We start from the raw sequence: 17,927 nt of genomic DNA, 5'->3' as shown, positions 1-17,927 counted from the left end.
GCCGCCTCGGGCGGCAACAACCGACAAGCTACGAAAGGCGGCTTTCAGCATGGGCAAAATCGCATTTGTATTTCCGGGCCAGGGCGCCCAGGCGGTCGGCATGGGCAAGGACCTGTACGACGCCAGCCCGGCGGCGCGCGCCGTATTCGAGGAGGCGGACGCCGCGCTCGGCTTCGCGCTGAGCGAGCTGATCTTCCAAGGTCCGGATGAAGCGCTCAAGCAGACGGCCAACACGCAGCCGGCGCTGCTGACGGTGAGCGCGGCCTTCCTCGAGGCGTTCCGCGAGACGGGCATCAAGCCGGATTACGTCGCAGGCCACAGCCTCGGCGAGTACAGCGCGCTGACGGCGGCGGGAGCGCTCGGCTTCGCCGACGCCGTGCGCACGGTGCGCCGCCGCGGCGAGTTCATGGAGCAGGCGGTGCCGGGCGGGCAAGGCGCGATGAGCGCCGTGCTCGGCGCCGAGCGCGAGGCGCTTGCCGCGCTTTGCGCCTCGATCGCTGCCGAGGGCCATCCCGTCGAGCTGGCCAACGTCAACTGCCCGGGGCAGATCGTCATCTCCGGCAGCGCCGAGGGCGTCGCCCGGGCGGGCGAGCGCATCAAGGAAGCGGGCGCGAAGCGCGCGATTCCGCTCGAGGTGAGCGGGCCGTTCCACTCCTCGCTCATGAAGCCGGCGGCGGACAAGCTGGCCGCCGTGCTGAGCGAGGTCGCGATCCGGGACGCGTCGGTGCCGGTCGTCGCCAACGTGACGGCGGCTCCGGCGACGGCCGCGGAGGAGATCCGCCGCCTGCTCGTGGAGCAGGTGTACTCGCCGGTGCTGTGGGAGGACACGGTGCGCCGCCTGATCGACGAAGGCGTCGATACGTTCGTGGAGCTCGGCTCGGGCTCCGTCCTCGCCGGCCTCATCAAAAAGACGGACCGCGGCGTGCGCGTGCTGTCCGTCAACAGCGTGGAGTCGCTGCAGGCGGCAGCCGCCGAGCTGAACAACGAAGCATAGGGAGGAACCGGATATGTTTGCAGATCTGACGGGCAAGACGGCTCTCGTGACGGGCGCCTCGCGCGGCATCGGCCGCGCGATCGCCGTCGCGCTCGCCGAGGCGGGCGCCGACGTGGCGGTGAACTACGCCGGCAGCGAGGCCGCTGCCGCCGAGACGGCGGCAGCGGTAGAAGCGCTCGGCCGCAAGGCGCTCGTGCTCAAGGGCGACGTCGGCAAGGCCGCCGATTTCGACGGCCTCGTCAAAAGCGTGCTCGACGCCTGGGGCAGGATCGACATCCTCGTCAACAACGCCGGCATCACGCGCGACAATCTGATCATGCGGATGAAGGAAGAGGAGTTCGACCAGGTCATCGAGACGAACCTGAAGGGCGTGTTCAACGGCATCAAGGCCGTCAGCCGTCCGATGATGAAGCAGCGCTCCGGCCGCATCATCAATATCTCCTCGGTCGTCGGCGCGCTCGGCAATCCGGGCCAGGCCAACTATGTCGCGGCCAAGGCCGGCGTCATCGGCCTCACCAAGTCGTCGGCGCGGGAGCTCAGCTCGCGCGGCATCACCGTCAACTGCGTCGCGCCCGGCTTCATCGAGACGGACATGACGGACAAGCTGCCTGCGGAGGCCCGCGAGTCGATGCTCGGCGGCATTCCGCTCGCCCGTCTCGGCCGGCCGGAGGACATCGCCGCCGCGGTGCGCTTCCTGGCGTCCGATGCGGCCGCCTACATGACCGGACAGACGGTGCATGTGGACGGCGGCATGTACATGTAATGGACGCGGCGCGGCCATCCTATAGCGGCCGCCTGCTTTCGTTCCGTCTCCGAGGAACCGTTTGCGTATGGCATTTTGAATAGGATTCTCGTATAATACGATGGAGGAGGTGAACCGGATGTCCGAAGTAGTGGATCGCGTCAAACGCATCGTAGTCGATCGCCTTGGCGTTGACGAAGCGGAAGTGACCCTCGAAGCTTCCTTCAAGGATGACCTCGGCGCTGACTCGCTAGATGTAGTCGAGCTGGTCATGGAGCTTGAGGATGAATTCGACCTGGAGATCTCTGATGAAGATGCAGAGAAGATTACAACGGTGGGAGAAGTAGTCAATTACATACAATCTCATACGTAATTGTCCAAGCAGAGTCCCGTTTCACGACGGGACTTCTCTCTTACGCCAGGCGGTTTTCCGCATGTCCCATCCCGCCGGATTCATTCCGCTTCATCCGCATGCGCGCTGCGCATCCGAACTGACCACGAAGATCTTTTCCTGCCTCCAGCAGGCGGGGAATTCCATACACCGCATGACAAGACGCTTCAAGACGGTCCGGCATCCGGCCGTCCAACCTGCCGTTTCCCGAGGTGAACCTTTTACCAATGACAAATAGAGTCGTAGTAACCGGCCTGGGCGTGCTGACAAGCCTGGGCGACAGCAAGGACCAGTTCTGGGGCAGCCTGCTCGAGGGCAGATCGGGCGTCTCGACCATCGAGTCGTTCGACGCGAGCGAGTATACGACCCGCATCGCGGCCGAGATCAAGGGCTTCGAGCCCGAGGCCTACGGCCTGGACAAAAAGGAAGCCCGCCGCATGGACCGCTTCGTGCAGTTGGCCGTCGTCGCCAGCCTGAAGGCGGTCGAGGACGCGGGCCTGCGCATCGGCGAGAACTCCGACGCGGAGCGCACCGGCGTCATGGTCGGCTCCGGCATCGGCGGCCTCGGCACCTGGGAGGACCAGCACAGCGTCCTTCTCGAAAAGGGGCCGAAGCGCGTCAGCCCGTTCTTCATCCCGATGATGATCGCCAACATGGCCTCCGGCCAGGTGTCGATGGCGACCGGCGCGAAAGGCCCGAACACGACCGTCGTGACGGCCTGCGCGACCGGCACGCATACGATCGGCGACTCGTTCAAGATGATCCAGCGCGGCGACGCCGACGTCATGATCTGCGGCGGCGCCGAGTCGACGATCCGCCCGATGGCGATGGCCGGCTTCTGCAGCATGCGCGCGATGAGCGTGCGCAACGACGAGCCGCATAAGGCGAGCCGTCCGTTCGACGTCGACCGCGACGGCTTCGTCATGGGCGAGGGAGCCGGCGTGCTCATTCTCGAGTCGCTCGAGCATGCGCAGGCGCGCGGCGCCCATATCTATGCCGAGGTGATCGGCTACGGCATGAGCGGCGACGCCCACCACATGACGGAGCCGGACCCGGACGGAGCGACGCGCTGCATGCGCATGGCGATCCGCGACGCCGGCATCGAGCCGGAGGCGGTGGACTATATCAACGCGCACGGCACGTCGACTCCGGTCGGCGACAAGTCGGAGACGACGGCGATCAAGAACACGTTCGGCGACCATGCGTACAAGCTGGCGGTCAGCTCGACCAAGTCGATGACGGGCCATCTGCTCGGCGCGGCCGGCGGAGTCGAAGCCGTCATCCTGGCGATGACGCTCGAAAACGGCGTCATCGCGCCGACGATCAATCTCGACAACCAGGATCCGGAGCTGGATCTCGATTACGTGCCGAACGAGCCCCGCAAGGCGGACGTGCGGGTGGCGCTGTCGAACTCGTTCGGCTTCGGCGGCCATAACGCCACAATCATCATGAAGAAGCATGAAGCGTGATCGGATTCAGGAGCTTCAGCGGCAGCTTGGCCTCACGTTCCGCAAGCCGCAGCTGCTGAGGCTCGCCTTCACGCACACCTCGTACGTCAACGAGCATCGCAGCAGCGTCTCGGAGGACAACGAGCGGCTCGAATTCCTCGGCGACGCGGTGCTCCAGCTGCTCGTCTCGGAGCATCTGTTCGCCACGCATCCCGATCGGCCGGAAGGCGAGCTGACCCGCATGCGGGCCGCCATCGTCTGCGAGCCCTCGCTCGCCCGCTTCGCGGAGCTGCTCGACTTCGGCTCCTACGTCCGCTTGGGCAAAGGAGAGGAGCAGCTCGGCGGGCGCCAGCGCCCGGCGTTGCTCGCCGATCTGTTCGAGGCGTTCATCGGAGCCCTTTATCTCGATGCGGGCGTCGATTCGGTCCGCGCCTTCCTGCGGCAGGAGATGTTCCCCAAGCTGGAGGACACGCCGGGCTTGTCCGGCAAGGACTACAAGTCCAAGCTCCAGGAACGGGCGCAGAACCTGGCGCTCGGCACGGTGGAATACCGCGTCGCTGAAGAGCGCGGGCCGGCTCATGACCGCGAGTTCGTCGTGGAGGTGCTCGTCGGGGAGCAAGTGCTCGGCGTAGGCTCCGGCCGCACCAAAAAAGAAGCCGAGCAGCGCGCCGCCGAGGAAGCTTGGGAAAAGACGCGCGAGGAAGTGTAGGAAGGACGGGCGCCTGTCGCCCGGACCGCATGGCCGAAAGCCCCGGCAGCCTGAACCGCTTCAGGTGCCGGGGCTTTTGTCCGTATGGTACAATAGCCGCAAGAGGTGACATCGACCGATGTTGTTGAAACGCATTGAGCTGTCCGGCTTCAAGTCGTTCGCCGACAAGACCGAGATGGAGTTCGTAAGGGGCATCACCGCCGTCGTCGGCCCGAACGGCAGCGGCAAAAGCAACATATCCGACGGCATCCGCTGGGTGCTCGGCGAGCAGAGCGCCAAAAGCCTGCGCGGCGGCAAGATGGAGGACATCATCTTCGCCGGCAGCGACGCGCGCAAGGCCGTCAACTTCGGGGAAGTCTCGCTTACGCTGGACAACTCCGACGGCGCGCTGTCCGTCGAGCATCACGAGGTGACGGTGACGCGGCGGGTCCATCGCAGCGGCGACAGCGAATACATGATCAACCGCCAGCCGTGCCGGCTCAAGGACATCACCGAGCTGTTCATGGATACCGGCATCGGCAAGGAGGCGTACTCCATCATCGGCCAAGGTCGGATCGAGGAGATTCTGAGCACGCGCTCGGAGGACCGCCGCGGCATTTTCGAGGAAGCGTCCGGCATCGTCAAGTACAAGTCGCGCAAGCGCGAGGCGCAGCGCAAGCTCGACGACGCCGAGGGCAATCTGCTCCGCATCCATGACCTCGTCTCCGAGCTCGAGGACCAGGTCGAGCCGCTGCGCGAGCAGTCCGAGCGCGCCTTGCTGTACAAGTCGATCAAGGAGGAGCTCAAGCACCGCGAGATCGCGCTCTACGTGCATCAGATCGAGGGCGTGCACAAAAGCTGGAACGAGAACAATGCGCGCATGGAAGGGCTGAAGAAGGAGGAGCTGGAGCTGTCGGCGGTCGTCAGCCGCCACGACGCGTCGCTCGAGCAGGACCGGCTGCAGCTGCGCCGGCTTGAGGAGCGGCTCGAGGAGCTGCACGGGCAGATGCTCGCCTACAGCGAGGAGTTCGAAAAATGCGAAGGCCAGGGCGAGGTGCTCAAGGAGCGCCGCCGCTACCTCGCGGACAGCCGCGAGCAGCTGGCGCAGGCGCTGGAGACGGCTGCCGCGCGCCAGGCGGAGCTCGCCGCGGAGGAGGAGCAGGCGCGGGCGAAGGCCGGCGCGCTCGAGGCGGAGCTGATCGACCTGCGCAGCCGCATGGGCAGCGAGGAGAACCGGCTGCGCGGCGTCGCCGGCGGCACGTCCTTGGAGGCCGGCGAATCGCTCAAAGGCGAGCTGCTCGAGGTGCTCGGCACGATGGCGCAGCTGCGCAACGAGATCCGCTACGCGGAGCAGCAGCGCGAGGCGCTGCAGCGGCGCAAGGAGCGGCTCGGCGGCGAGGAGGGCAAGTGGCAGGAGCAGTCCGGCCGCCTGCAGACTCGCCGCTCGGAGCTGATCGAGGCGCTCGCCGCCTCGTCGGCGGAGCTGGAGCGGATCCGCAGCAAGTACATAGAAGAGTCGCAAAGGACGCAGCAGCTGCAGAAGCGGCAGGAGGAGGCTTCGGCCGCCCTGCGGACTTGGGAGCAGCGCAAGGAGGCGCTCGTCTCCCGGCGCGATACGATGAAGGAGATGCAGGACGCGCTGGACGGCTTCATGCACGGCGTGCGCGAGGTGCTCAAGGCGGCGCGCCGCAGCTCCGGCGGCTTGTCCGGCGTGCACGGCGCGGTCGCGGAGCTCGTGCGGGTGCCGCAGCGCATCGAGGTCGCCGTCGAGACGGCGCTCGGCGGAGCGATGCAGCATGTCGTCATGGAGGACGAGCGCTCCGCGCGCGCGGCGATCTCCTTCCTCAAGCAGCGGCAGCTCGGACGGGCGACGTTCCTGCCGCTCGACGTTATCAAGAGCCGCAGCGTCCCGGAGCAGGAGAAGCGGCAGGTCGCCGCGATGGAGGGCTACGTCGGCATCGCCGCGGAGCTCGTGACCAGCGAGCCGCGCTACCAGGCGATCGTCGGCAATCTGCTCGGCAACGTGCTGCTCGCCGAGAACCTGGAGGCGGCCAACCGGATCGCCGCCCGCTGCGGCTATCGCTTCCGCGTCGTGACGCTGGAAGGCGATGTCGTCAACGCCGGCGGCTCGATGACCGGGGGCAGCCTGCAGAAAAAAGGCGCCAGCCTGCTCGGCCGCCAGCGGCAGATCGAGCAGCTCGACGAGGAGTCGGCCGAGCTGCAGCGGCAGCTCGCCCGCGTGCGGGCGGAGCTGGACGATCTGCGCAAGGAAGGCTCCATCGCCGCGCAGAACCGCGACGAGCTGCGCGAGCAGGCGGAGCGGCTGAAGCTGCAGGAGCAGCAGCAGCGGGCCGAGCTGCAGCATGCGGAGAGCGAGCTGGCCGGACTGCAGGAGCAGGGAGCGGTATTCTCCGCTGACCGCTCGGGCTTCGAGGAGGAGGAGCGGCAGCTCGTCCAGGCGGCCGCCGATGCGGCCGAGCGCCTGGACGAGCTCGGCATCCGCGAGGCCGGGCTGCAGGAGGCGATCCGCATCGCCGAGGAGCGGCGCAAGGCGAGCGAGTCGGAGAAGGAGGAGCTGCAGGTGCAGCTCACCGACCTTAAGATCCACGTCGCCAAGGCGGACCAGGAGCGGCTCGCGCTGCAGGATACGCTGTCGCGACTCCGCTCGGAGAGCGCCCGCGCCCGTACCGAGGCGGCGTCGCTGGAGGCGCAGCAGCGGCAGCGCAGCGCCGAGCAGGAGGAGCTGGAGGCGGCGTCGGTCGCGCAGATCGAGGAGCTCAACCGGCTGCGCCTGCGCAAGCAGGAGACGGCCGAGCAGACCGAGCTCGCCCGCTCCGCGCGCGCGGACAAGAGCCGCGAGCTCGAGCAGATGGAAAGCGAGACGCGCGAGCAGCGCAGCGGCCTGAAGCGGGTGGAGGAGCAGCTACGGCAGACGGAGATCGCCGTAAACCGGCTCGACGTCGAGCTCGACAACCTGCTGCGCAAGCTGAGCGAGGAATACGGACTCAGCTACGAGCTGGCCAAAGCCCGCTACGCGCTCGAAGGCGATCCCGCCGAGGCGCAAGGCGCGGTGCGCGAGCTGAAGCGCCGCGTCGCCGGCCTCGGCGAGGTCAATCTCGGCGCGATCGAGGAGTATCAGCGGGTGCGCGAGCGCTTCGAGTTCCTCGACAGCCAGCGCCAGGATCTGATGGAGGCCAAGGCGACGCTGTACGAGGTCATCCGCGAGATGGAGGACGAGATGTCGAAGCGCTTCCGGCAGACGTTCGAGGAGATCCGCAGGCATTTTGTCGTCGTCTTCGCCAAGCTGTTCGGCGGCGGCCGCGCCGATCTGACGCTGGCCGATCCCGAGCGGATCCTCGATACGGGCATCGACATCCTCGCCCAGCCGCCGGGCAAGAAGCTGCAGAACCTGCAGCTGCTCTCGGGCGGCGAGCGGGCGCTGACGGCGATCGCGCTGCTGTTCGCGATCCTGCAGGTCAAGCCGGTGCCGTTCTGCGTGCTCGACGAGGTCGAGGCGGCGCTCGACGAGGCCAACGTCTCCCGCTTCGCACAGTATTTGCGCGAGTTTTCGGAGCTGACGCAGTTCATCGTCGTCACTCACCGCAAAGGAACGATGGAAGAAGCCGACGTGCTGTACGGCGTCACGATGGAGGAAGGCGGCGTGTCCAAGCTCGTCTCCGTCCGCCTCGAGGACGAGTTCGGCGGCGAGTCGGCGTCGGCTTGATAGAGGAATGAAGGGATAAGCTAGCTTCGGAGGGATAGCCATGGGCTTTTTCAAAAAGCTGAAGGAAAGCATCGCGAGCAAGACGGAATCGGTGACGAACGTCTTCAAGGAAGGACTCGCCAAGACGCGCACCGCGCTCGTCGAGCGCGTCGAGGAGCTGATCACGCGGCGCAAGAAGATCGACGAGGAGTTCTATGAGGAGCTCGAGGAGATCCTCATCAGCGCCGATGTCGGCGTCAATACGGTCATGGACCTGATCGACGACCTGCGCGCCGAGGTGAAGAAGCGGAAGATCGAGGACGCAGGGCAGCTGCAGCCGGTGCTGTCGGAGAAGCTCGTCGGGCTGCTCGGCGGCGATCAGGACAACGGACTGCGCATGGCGGAGGAGGGCATCACGGTCATCCTGTTCGTCGGCGTCAACGGCGTCGGCAAGACGACGACGATCGGCAAGCTGGCCCACCGCTTCAAGAGCGAGGGCAAGACGGTGCTGATGGCGGCGGGGGATACGTTCCGCGCAGGCGCGATCGAGCAGCTCGAGGTATGGGGGCAGCGCGTCGGCGTCGACGTCATCCGCCAGCAGTCCGGCTCCGATCCGGCGGCCGTCATGTTCGACGCGGTGCAGGCGGCCAAGCAGCGCAAGGTCGACGTGCTGCTGTGCGATACGGCGGGCCGGCTGCAGAACAAGAACAATCTGATGGAGGAGCTGAACAAGATCTTCCGCGTCATCCAGCGGGAGATTCCGGGCGCGCCGCATGAGGTGCTGCTCGTGCTCGACGCCAATACCGGCCAGAACGCGCTCAGCCAGGCGAAGCTGTTCGGCGAGAAGAGCGGCGTGACCGGGCTCGTGCTGACGAAGCTCGACAGCACGGCCAAGGGCGGCATCGTCATCGCGATCCGCCACGAGCTGAGCCTGCCGGTCAAGTTCGTCGGCCTCGGCGAGAAGATGGAAGATCTGCAGCAGTTCGACAGCGAGCAGTTCGTGCATGCTCTGTTCGCCGGCTTGATCCGCGATCAGGATGCGCAGGACGGATCCGATTCGTCCAGGTGACAAGGTTCATCCCTTGACACCTGCCGCGCCCCTGGGTTATGATAGGTCTCGCGAAGAAAAGCCTCGGATGAAGGAGCTGCTCGGATGGCGACGGAAAGCCGCGACGCGCTGGAGAAGACGACGCGGATCAACCTGCTGTTCGACCTGTACGGAGCGCTGCTCACGGACAAGCAGGTCGAGATCCTGACGTTTTACTTTCGGGAGGACTTTTCGCTCGGAGAGATCGCGGCGGAGCTCGGCGTCAGCCGGCAGGCCGTGTACGAGCATGTGAAGCGCGGCGGCCTGCTGCTGGAGGATTACGAGAGCAAGCTCGGCCTGCTCGCCCGGCTGGCGTCCGCGGGACGCCTTCTGGATGAGCTGGACGCCGCAGCGTCCGGCCTGGACGATCCGTCCGGACCCGGGGAGCGCATCCGCTCTCTGGGGCGGGAGCTGCGGGAGACGCTGCTGGACATAGACAAGCGATAGACATGAGGACGGGAGGTGGCGGCATATGGCATTTGAAGGATTGTCGAGCCGGCTGCAGAACGTGTTCGGCAAGCTGCGCGGCAAAGGCAAGGTGACCGAGGACGATCTGAACGACGCCATGCGCGAGGTCAGGCTGGCCCTGCTCGAAGCGGACGTCAACTTCAAGGTCGTCAAGGAGTTCATCGCCAAGGTCAAGGAAAAGGCGCTCGGCCAGGAGCTGCAGAAGAGCTTCACGCCGGGCATGGTCATCATCGACATCGTCAACAAAGAGCTGACGGAGCTGATGGGCGGGACGCAGAGCAAGCTGGCCAAGGCCGGCAAGCCTCCGACCGTCATCATGATGGCCGGCCTGCAAGGCGCGGGCAAGACGACGACGTCGGGCAAGCTCGCCCTCATGCTCAAGAAGTCGAGCCACAAGCCGCTGCTCGTCGCGGGCGACATCTATCGTCCTGCCGCGATCAAGCAGCTGCAGGTCGTCGGCAGCGGCATCGACGTGCCGGTATTCACGCTGGGCGACCAGACGTCGCCGGTCGAGATCGCCCGCCAAGGCGTGCAGCATGCCAAGGACAACGGCCTCGACTACGTCATCATCGATACGGCCGGACGGCTGCATATCGACGAGGCGCTCATGGAGGAGCTCAAGCAGATCCATGAAGTGACGCGGCCGGACGAGGTGCTGCTCGTCGTCGATGCGATGACCGGCCAGGAAGCGGTCAACGTCGCCCAGAGCTTCCACGACCAGCTGGCGCTGACCGGCGTCGTGCTCACCAAGCTCGACGGCGATACGCGCGGCGGCGCGGCGCTGTCCGTCAAGGCGGTCACCGGCTGTCCGATCAAGTTCGCCGCGACCGGCGAGAAGATCGAGCCGCTCGAGCCGTTCCATCCGGAGCGGATGGCATCGCGGATTCTCGGCATGGGCGACATGCTGTCGCTCATCGAAAAGGCGCAGGCCGGCATCGACGCCGACAAAGCGGCCGAGATGGAGCGCAAGATGCGCAACGCTGAGTTCACGTTCGAGGATTTCCTGGAGCAGATGGAGCAGGTCCGGAACATGGGGCCGCTCGATCAGATCCTGGAGATGATGCCCGGCATGAACAAGATGAAGGGCTTGAAGGACATGAAGGTCGACGACAAGCAGGTCGGCCGGATCGAGGCGATCGTGAAGTCGATGACGACCGAGGAGAAGCGCAAGCCGGAGCTGCTCAACCACAGCCGCCGGAGGCGCATCGCGGCCGGCAGCGGCACGTCGGTCGCAGAGGTCAACCGTCTGGTCAAGCAGTTCGACGACATGCGCAAGATGATGAAGCAGTTCAGCTCGATGATGGGCGGTCCCGGCGGCAAAGGGCCGAAGATGCCCAAGGGCGGCCTCAACATGAACAGCCTGAAGGGCATGTTCGGCGGAGGCGGCGGCAAGAAAGGCAAGTTCCCGTTCGGCTGAGCGCCGCGGGCACGGCCCTGATTCTTTCAAGGAGGTGAAGTATAATGGCAGTACGTATCCGTCTGAAACGCATCGGTGCGCACAAGGCTCCGTTCTACCGCGTCGTAGTATCGGATTCCCGTTCCCCGCGCGATGGCCGTTTCATCGAAGAAATCGGTACTTATAACCCGGTTGCTCAACCGGCTCAAGTGAATATCGACGAAGAAAAAGCCCTCAAGTGGCTGCAAACGGGAGCGCAAGCTTCCGACACCGTCCGCAACCTGCTTTCCAAAGCAGGCGTGCTCACGAAGTTCCACGAGCAAAAGCACCAGAAGTAAGGTTCTCCCGTTCGGGACGACCCGAATATAAGCATCGCAAAAGGGTTAGGATGATATCCTAGCCCCTTTTGCATCCAAGGCGAGGTGAGATGGATGGCGGATCAATGGTTCACGGTCGGCGAGATCGCCAACACGCACGGCATTCGCGGCGAGCTGAAGATCGTGCCGCATACGGACTTCGCGGAGCGCCGGTTCGCTCCCGGCAGCAAGCTCTCGATCCAAAAGGACGGGCAGCAAGGCGCCGTGCTGGTCGAGGTGCAGAATGCGCGATCCCATAAAAACGTGTATATCGTCAAGCTGAAGGGCTACGAGAACATCAATGACGTCGAGAAGTTCAAGGGCAGCCTGCTCAAGATCTCGGCGGAGCAGCGCGACGCGCTGGACGAGGGCGAGTTCTACTACTCGGACATCATCGGCAGCGAGGTCGTCACCGAGGACGGCGAGCGGCTCGGCGTCGTGACCGAGATTTTGCGTCCCGGAGCGAACGACGTCTGGGTCGTCGAGCTCGAGAGCGGCAAGGAGCTGCTGCTGCCGTATATCGACGATGTCGTGCGCAAGGTGAACGTCCGCGCCAAGCAGATTACGGTACGGCTGCTGGAAGGGCTGTTGTAGCGCCATGCGGATCGACGTGCTGACGCTGTTTCCCGAGATGTTCGACGGCGTCTTCGGCGCGAGCATCCTCGGCAAGGCGAGGGACAAGGGCATCGTCTCGCTGCAGGCGGTGAACTTCCGGGCCTACTCGGGCAACAAGCATAATACGGTGGACGACTATCCGTACGGCGGCGGGGGCGGCATGGTGCTCAAGGCCGAGCCGGTGTTCGCGGCGGTCGAGGACCTGCTTGGGAGCGGCGAGGAAGCCGGTTCCCCCCGCGTCATCCTGATGTGCCCGCAGGGACAGCCCTTCACCCAGGCCAAGGCGGAGGAGCTGTCGCAGGAAAAGCGCCTCGTCTTCATCTGCGGCCATTACGAAGGCTATGACGAGCGCATCCGCGAGCATCTCGTCACGGACGAGCTGTCGATCGGCGATTATGTCCTGACCGGCGGAGAGCTGCCTGCGATGGTCATGATCGACAGCATCGTCCGCCTGCTGCCGGGCGTGCTCGGCAACGAGTCGTCGGCGGTGACGGACTCCTACAGCACCGGGCTGCTGGAGCATCCGCACTACACGCGTCCGGCCAGCTTCCGGGGCTGGGAAGTGCCGGAGGTGCTGCTGTCCGGCCATCACAGCCGGATCGAGCAGTGGCGCCGCGAGCAGTCGATGCTGCGCACGCTGCAGCGGCGTCCGGATCTGCTGGAGGAGGCGCCGCTGAGCGACAAGGAGCGCCGCTGGCTGGAGCAGCGGCGGCTTGAGGAGCAGGCAAGCGCCGAGGATGCCGGAAAAAAATAGCCGATCTGCGCCGAGGCGCTTGTCAATCGGCCTAGAGTATGGTACGATTTGAAATGTTGTTTGCAGACTCGGACGGTCCTCTATCGGCGACGATCCGGCTCATAAGGCGAGCCCGGGTAGCTTATATGAACGTCTATGGTGGAAGGAGGCACTACTCATGAACATTGTACAAGCGATTACGCAAGAGCAGCTGCGCAAGGACATCCCGAGCTTCCGTCCAGGCGACACGCTTAAAGTGTACGTAAAGGTTATCGAGGGATCCCGCGAGCGGGTTCAGCTGTTCGAAGGCGTTGTCATCAAACGTCGCGGCGGCGGAATCAGCGAGACGTTCACCGTCCGCAAGATTTCTTACGGTGTTGGCGTGGAGCGTACGTTCCCGATCAACTCGCCGAAGATCGATCGCATCGAGGTTACCCGCCGCGGTAAAGTGCGCCGCGCGAAACTGTACTACCTGCGTGAACTGCGCGGCAAGGCAGCACGGATCAAAGAGATCCGCCGCTAGTCCGCCACATGATGAAATGCAAAGAGGGGCTTGCCGCAAACAAGCCCCTTTTCGTGTACAGATGAAGCCCGCTCTGCTTGCGGCGGGAGCCGAGAGCGCAGATAGAGAACGCACCCCTCGCGGGTCCGAGAAAGAAGGCGGAGCACAGATGGTGGACGAGCAGCTCCAGGAGCAGCAGCCGGAATCCGGCGGCAACAAAGCTCGGAAAGAGATATTTGAGTGGGTCAAGGCGCTTGCGATCGCGGCCCTGCTCGTGTGGATCATCCGCTGGTTCCTGTTCGCGCCGTTCGCGGTGGACGGTCCGTCCATGCAGCCGAACTTCCACACGGGAGAAAGGCTTATCGTCAACAAGATCCTGTACGAAATTCGCGAGCCGAAGCGCGGCGAGGTGGTCGTGTTCCACGTCCCGCAGGAGAATCGCGACTTCATCAAGCGTGTCATCGCGCTGCCGGGCGACACGGTCAGGGTCGAAGGCGACGAGGTGTACGTCAATGACGAGAAGCAGGACGAGCCCTATCTGAAGCAAGCGATCGCCGAGGCGCAAGCTAGAGGCGAGCTATGGAACCAGACCGGACCGAACTTCCCGAACGAGCTCGTCACGGAAGGCACGGTGCCGGCCGACTCGTTCCTGGCGATGGGCGACAACCGCAGCAATAGCGAGGACAGCCGCCGGATCGGCTACATTCCGTACGATCAGCTGATCGGACGGGCCGACGTCATTTTCTGGCCGCTGACCGATATCCAGATCATCAAGCATGGGTAGGCGAAAGCCTGCCCTACATTATTTTATAAAGAGGTGTCTGTATGACGATTCAGTGGTTCCCGGGACATATGACAAGAGCGCGCAGGCAGATCGAGGACAAGCTCAAGCTGATCGACATCGCGATCGAGCTGCTGGACGCGCGCGTGCCGATGTCCAGCCGCAACCCGATGGTCGACGACATCCTGAAAGGAAAGCCGCGGCTCATCCTGCTGAACAAGGCGGATCTGGCGGATCCGAAGGAGACCGAGCGCTGGATGGCCTACTTCGCCTCGCGCGGTTTTGCCAGCATCGCCGTCGATTCGTCCACGGGCTCGAGGGTGAACGAGATCCCTCATCGGGTGAGGGAGATCCTGCACGAAAAGATCCAGCGCATGCTTGACCGCGGCATGAATCCGCGCGCCATGAGGGCGCTCATCGTCGGCATCCCGAACGTCGGCAAGTCGACGCTGACGAACCGGCTCGCCGGGCGGTACATCGCCGCGACGGGCGACCGTCCGGGCGTGACCAAGGGCCAGCAATGGATCAAGGTCGGCAGCGAGATGGAGTTGCTCGATACGCCGGGCATCCTTTGGCCCAAGTTCGAGGATCAGCTCGTCGGCTACAAGCTGGCGATGACCGGAGCGATCAAGGAGCAGGTGCTCAACATCGAGGATGTCGCTTACTTCGCCGTTCGGGTGCTCGCGGAACGCTATTGGCCGGAGATGCGCGAGCGGTTCGGCCTCGATGAGCCGCCGACCGATCTCGACGACAACATGCAGATCGTGGCGGTCATGGAGCAGATCGGACGCAGCCGCGGCTGTCTCGTCAGCGGCGGGCGCGTCGATCTCGAAAAGGCGTCGGGCATCATCCTGCGCGAGCTGCGCGCCGGCAAGCTCGGCCGGCTCACGCTGGAGGCGGCTCCGCCGGCCGGCCGCGCATGAGCCGCCGCAAGCCTCGCGGCGGAGAGGCGCGAGAAGCGCAGCTGCCGTTTGAGCCGATGGCGAATGCCAGGCCGGAGGCCGTTCTCGACGGGCAAGCGGATCGGCTGCCGCAGCAGCAGCTCGCGGAGGCGGACGATCGGCTCGCTTTTGAAAAGGCGCTATGGGGGCAAGGGGCCGGACTCGTCTGCGGCGTCGATGAGGTCGGCCGCGGCTGCTTGTTCGGCGATGTGGTCGCCGCTGCAGTCGTGCTGCCGGCCGGCCTTGTGCTGGACGGCGTCCACGACTCCAAAAAGCTGAGCGAGAAAAAGCGCGAGCAGCTGTACGACGTCATCGCGGAGTCGGCCGTCGCCTGGGCGGTCGCCCGCATCGACGCGGCGGAGATCGACCGGATCAACATTCGCCAGGCCTCGCGCCTCGCGATGAAAAAAGCGGTCGAAGCGCTGGGAGTCACGCCGGACCATCTGCTCGTCGATGCGGAGACGGTTGAGATCGATCTGCCGCAGACGCGGATCATCCACGGCGATGCGCTCAGCCAGTCGATCGGGGCCGCCTCGATCATGGCCAAGGTGACGCGGGACCGGCTTTGCAAGGAGATCTGGGACCTGCACTACCCCGAGTACGGCATCGCGGTACATAAAGGCTACGCCACAGCCCGCCATCGCGAAGCGCTGGCGCGTTACGGACCGACAACGCTGCATCGCCGCTCCTTTCTCGGCAAGATATTGCCGGAAGAGCAGCTGCAGCTTTTCTAAAAAAAGCTTCGAAGTCCCGCCCGCATCCCATGCAGGCGGGACTTTTTTTGGACGGCAAAAGGGCAGCGGCTCACAAACGGGAGCGGCGCGGTCGATATAACGGGATAGAGTTAGCCGCCTCATCGGCGCAGGCAAGCGGACGAGGCGGCAGTGAAGCTTAGAGCAGCGAGGAGGCAGCGGATGAATATCGGATCGTTTCTGAAAGCGATCGGCGACCTCCAGCCTGCCGCAAGCCGGGCGCTGGAGCTGCGGCCGGGACAGACCGTGCGGGCGACGGTGCTGGAAGCGCATGGGAAGGACGGAGCGCTGCTGCAGATCGGCGACAGCCAGCTGCTCGCCAAGCTGGAGACGCCGCTCGAGACGGGACAGACGGCCGTGCTTCAAGTGAAGGGCGAGACGGACGAGGGCGTGATCGTGCTGCAGCTGGCGGCGAGAGGGGCGAAGCCGGCGGCGGAGGCGGAAGCGCCAAAATGGAAGGAGCTCGCGGGCCAGCTCGGATTCGGCGCAGGCGACAAAGGCGCGGCCGAGCTCGTCAAGGCGATCCGCGCGGCCGGCCTGCCGCTCTCCGCAGAGACGGCAGAGGGATTGCGGACGGCTGCGGCGCTGAAGCCGGCCGGCGTCGATGCCGGGGAGTGGCTGCGAGCGGCGGCGAGCGCCATGCAGCGAGGCATGCCGCTGACGAGCGAGACGCTGCTCGGGCTGCGGCAAGCGCTGTCCGGTCCGCCGGTGCATGAGCTGCTGGCGCGGCTCGAGCAGGAGCTGGCGGCGATGGGCTCGGCTCGGCCCAGCGATGCCGCCGAAGGAGACGGCTCTTTGGCGAAGCGGGCTGCGGGGGTCGGCGAAGCGGCGGCTCCGGCCGCTCCGGCCGCGGCGGTCGGACAAGACGCGAAGCAGCGGCCGGCTGGGCCGACCGCCTCGCTCGGAGCGGGGGCCGGCGAAGCGGCTCCGCTGGACGGGGCGGCAGAGGCGGCGAAGGCCGGTCCTGCGCCGCTGAAGGCGGCCGATGCTGCGGCGAGGCTGCTTTCGCTGCTGCAGGGCGGGCCATGGCTGGAGCCGGCAGCGGACGCGGCGGCGGAATCGCTGCCGGGGCGCGGCGTTCCGGCGGATGGCGGCGGCGCCTCCGGCAAAGGCGTCCTGGCCGGCGCCGACGGCAGGCATGCAGCCGGCGCAGCGAAGGGCGGCGCGGCGCTCAGCGCCGCTGCGGCGCAAGCTGCGGCCGCGGCCGTGCCTGCGCCGCAGGGGGGCGAGCCTCCGGCCGCGCGAGCAGCGGCAGAAGCCGCAGCGGCCGCCTCCGCGGCCGGAGCGGAGGGCGAGGGAGCGAAGCTGCCGCCGCAAGGGGCGGTCAAAGCATGGCTGCAATGGCTGGGAGCCGGCCACGAGCATCAATTGGCCCGTGCCGCCTCCACGGTTCCTTCCGCAGCCGTCGTCGCAGCGCCGCAGCAGGAGGCCGGCCCCCATGATGCGGCGGCCGGAGGCGCTCGCCCAGGCGGCATGTCGTCGGCCGAGCCGGGAGCGGCGGCGGGATCGGGGGAAGCGGGGCGAACCGCTGCGGCTGGACGCGGCGACGCCTCGGCGGCCATGAACGCGCCTGCCGCTGCCGCTCGGAGCGGTCCGGAAGCGGCAGCGGCGGCCCAGGCGGCGCCGCCTCGCTCGGAGGAAATGGATGGCGCCGCCTCGCGCGGCCTCCGACCGGAGGCGCCTGCGTCCGCGACGATACGGTCCGGCTTGCCGCTGCCGGCGTTCGCGGCGCCGGATCAGGCGGATGCGGCGGCGCTCAAGCCGGCGCTGCTGCAGCTGCTTGCGGCGACGGACGTGCCGCCGAGCGCGCGCGACGCGGCGACCCAGCTGCTGCAGCAGATCACCGGCCAGCAGCTGCTGCTGACGCCGGAGCGCAGCGGCGCGTTCTTTTCCCAGCTGACGCTGCAGCTGCCGGTGCGCACGCCGGACGGCACGACGACCGCCTCCGTCCATGTGCAGACGCGTCGCGGAGCGCGGGGCGAAGTGGACGCGTCGAACTGCCGCCTGTTGTTCGACCTCGAGCTCGACAAGCTCGGCACGACGCTCATTGACGCGGCGATTGTCGACAAGGTCGTCTCGTTGACGGTATTCGCCGATCATCCCGCCGTGCCGGCGCTGCTGGAAGCGGGACGTCAAAGCCTGGCCGACCAGGTTCGTCAAGCGGGCTACCGGCTGCTCGGGCTGCGGGCGGCGGATAGCCGTCCGTCGTCCGAGGGCGGGGGAGCAGACTCGGGAGCCGCAGCGGCCAAGCCGGAATTCGGGCAGGAGCGCTATCGGGGAGTGGATATCAAAGTATGAGCGGGAATGCACAGCCGGGGACAGAAGCAGCG

The 17,927-nt window shown here is 66.0% G+C and carries 17 protein-coding genes; all 17 read left to right on the top strand.

Annotation, left to right across the window (positions count from 1 at the left end):
• Nucleotides 1-49: 49 nt before the first annotated feature.
• Complete coding sequence (fabD, locus tag B8V81_RS22795) at nt 50-994, top strand: ACP S-malonyltransferase (protein ID WP_028597464.1); 945 nt, start codon at nt 50-52, stop codon at nt 992-994.
• A gap of 13 nt (nt 995-1,007) precedes the next feature.
• Nucleotides 1,008-1,757 carry a 3-oxoacyl-[acyl-carrier-protein] reductase gene (gene fabG / locus B8V81_RS22790; RefSeq protein ID WP_028597463.1) on the top strand — a complete coding sequence of 250 codons (750 nt, stop codon included), beginning with the start codon at nt 1,008-1,010 and terminating at the stop codon, nt 1,755-1,757.
• Nucleotides 1,758-1,875: 118 nt separating this feature from the next.
• Entirely contained in the window at nt 1,876-2,109 is a 234-nt protein-coding gene (gene acpP, locus B8V81_RS22785) for an acyl carrier protein (protein WP_021880976.1), read from the top strand.
• Between the two features lie 245 nt (nt 2,110-2,354).
• Nucleotides 2,355-3,596: a beta-ketoacyl-ACP synthase II gene (gene fabF / locus B8V81_RS22780; RefSeq protein WP_028597462.1), complete on the top strand. Its 1,242-nt coding sequence runs from the start codon at nt 2,355-2,357 to the stop codon at nt 3,594-3,596.
• Nucleotides 3,586-4,284 carry a ribonuclease III gene (gene rnc, locus B8V81_RS22775; RefSeq protein ID WP_101809244.1) on the top strand — a complete coding sequence of 233 codons (699 nt, stop codon included), beginning with the start codon at nt 3,586-3,588 and terminating at the stop codon, nt 4,282-4,284. The genes fabF and rnc overlap by 11 nt, the downstream gene beginning before the upstream one ends.
• A gap of 118 nt (nt 4,285-4,402) precedes the next feature.
• A complete protein-coding gene (gene smc / locus B8V81_RS22770) occupies nt 4,403-7,987 on the top strand; it encodes a chromosome segregation protein SMC (RefSeq protein WP_101809243.1) in 3,585 nt (1,194 codons plus the stop codon).
• Between the two features lie 40 nt (nt 7,988-8,027).
• Nucleotides 8,028-9,035 (top strand): signal recognition particle-docking protein FtsY, encoded by a 1,008-nt coding sequence (gene ftsY, locus B8V81_RS22765; protein ID WP_028597459.1) that lies wholly within the window; start codon nt 8,028-8,030, stop codon nt 9,033-9,035.
• An 84-nt stretch (nt 9,036-9,119) separates the two neighbouring features.
• The gene (gene ylxM / locus B8V81_RS22760) at nt 9,120-9,500 is read left to right on the top strand and encodes a YlxM family DNA-binding protein (RefSeq protein WP_028597458.1); all 381 of its coding nucleotides are present in this window, start codon (nt 9,120-9,122) and stop codon (nt 9,498-9,500) included.
• A 25-nt stretch (nt 9,501-9,525) separates the two neighbouring features.
• Nucleotides 9,526-10,938 carry a signal recognition particle protein gene (ffh, locus tag B8V81_RS22755; protein ID WP_028597457.1) on the top strand — a complete coding sequence of 471 codons (1,413 nt, stop codon included), beginning with the start codon at nt 9,526-9,528 and terminating at the stop codon, nt 10,936-10,938.
• Nucleotides 10,939-10,982: 44 nt separating this feature from the next.
• Nucleotides 10,983-11,255 (top strand): 30S ribosomal protein S16, encoded by a 273-nt coding sequence (gene rpsP / locus B8V81_RS22750; protein WP_028597456.1) that lies wholly within the window; start codon nt 10,983-10,985, stop codon nt 11,253-11,255.
• Nucleotides 11,256-11,348: 93 nt separating this feature from the next.
• Nucleotides 11,349-11,867 (top strand): ribosome maturation factor RimM, encoded by a 519-nt coding sequence (gene rimM / locus B8V81_RS22745; protein ID WP_028597455.1) that lies wholly within the window; start codon nt 11,349-11,351, stop codon nt 11,865-11,867.
• Between the two features lie 4 nt (nt 11,868-11,871).
• Nucleotides 11,872-12,642: a tRNA (guanosine(37)-N1)-methyltransferase TrmD gene (gene trmD, locus B8V81_RS22740; RefSeq protein WP_028597454.1), complete on the top strand. Its 771-nt coding sequence runs from the start codon at nt 11,872-11,874 to the stop codon at nt 12,640-12,642.
• Between the two features lie 157 nt (nt 12,643-12,799).
• The gene (rplS, locus tag B8V81_RS22735; protein ID WP_028597453.1) at nt 12,800-13,144 is read left to right on the top strand and encodes a 50S ribosomal protein L19; all 345 of its coding nucleotides are present in this window, start codon (nt 12,800-12,802) and stop codon (nt 13,142-13,144) included.
• Between the two features lie 148 nt (nt 13,145-13,292).
• Complete coding sequence (gene lepB, locus B8V81_RS22730) at nt 13,293-13,907, top strand: signal peptidase I (RefSeq protein ID WP_043110854.1); 615 nt, start codon at nt 13,293-13,295, stop codon at nt 13,905-13,907.
• A gap of 41 nt (nt 13,908-13,948) precedes the next feature.
• Complete coding sequence (gene ylqF, locus B8V81_RS22725) at nt 13,949-14,827, top strand: ribosome biogenesis GTPase YlqF (protein ID WP_028597452.1); 879 nt, start codon at nt 13,949-13,951, stop codon at nt 14,825-14,827.
• Entirely contained in the window at nt 14,824-15,579 is a 756-nt protein-coding gene (locus B8V81_RS22720; protein ID WP_240478922.1) for a ribonuclease HII, read from the top strand. Before ylqF ends, B8V81_RS22720 begins: the two co-directional genes overlap by 4 nt.
• 180 nt (nt 15,580-15,759) lie before the next feature.
• Nucleotides 15,760-17,895, top strand: coding sequence for a flagellar hook-length control protein FliK (locus B8V81_RS22715; RefSeq protein ID WP_028597450.1), 2,136 nt, complete (start codon nt 15,760-15,762; stop codon nt 17,893-17,895).
• Nucleotides 17,896-17,927: the final 32 nt, after the last annotated feature.

The sequence above is a fragment of the Paenibacillus pasadenensis genome (genome assembly GCF_002864175.1).
GTDB classification, from domain to species: domain Bacteria; phylum Bacillota; class Bacilli; order Paenibacillales; family Paenibacillaceae; genus Paenibacillus_O; species Paenibacillus_O pasadenensis.
This window is presented reverse-complemented; position numbering and strand designations above follow the sequence as displayed.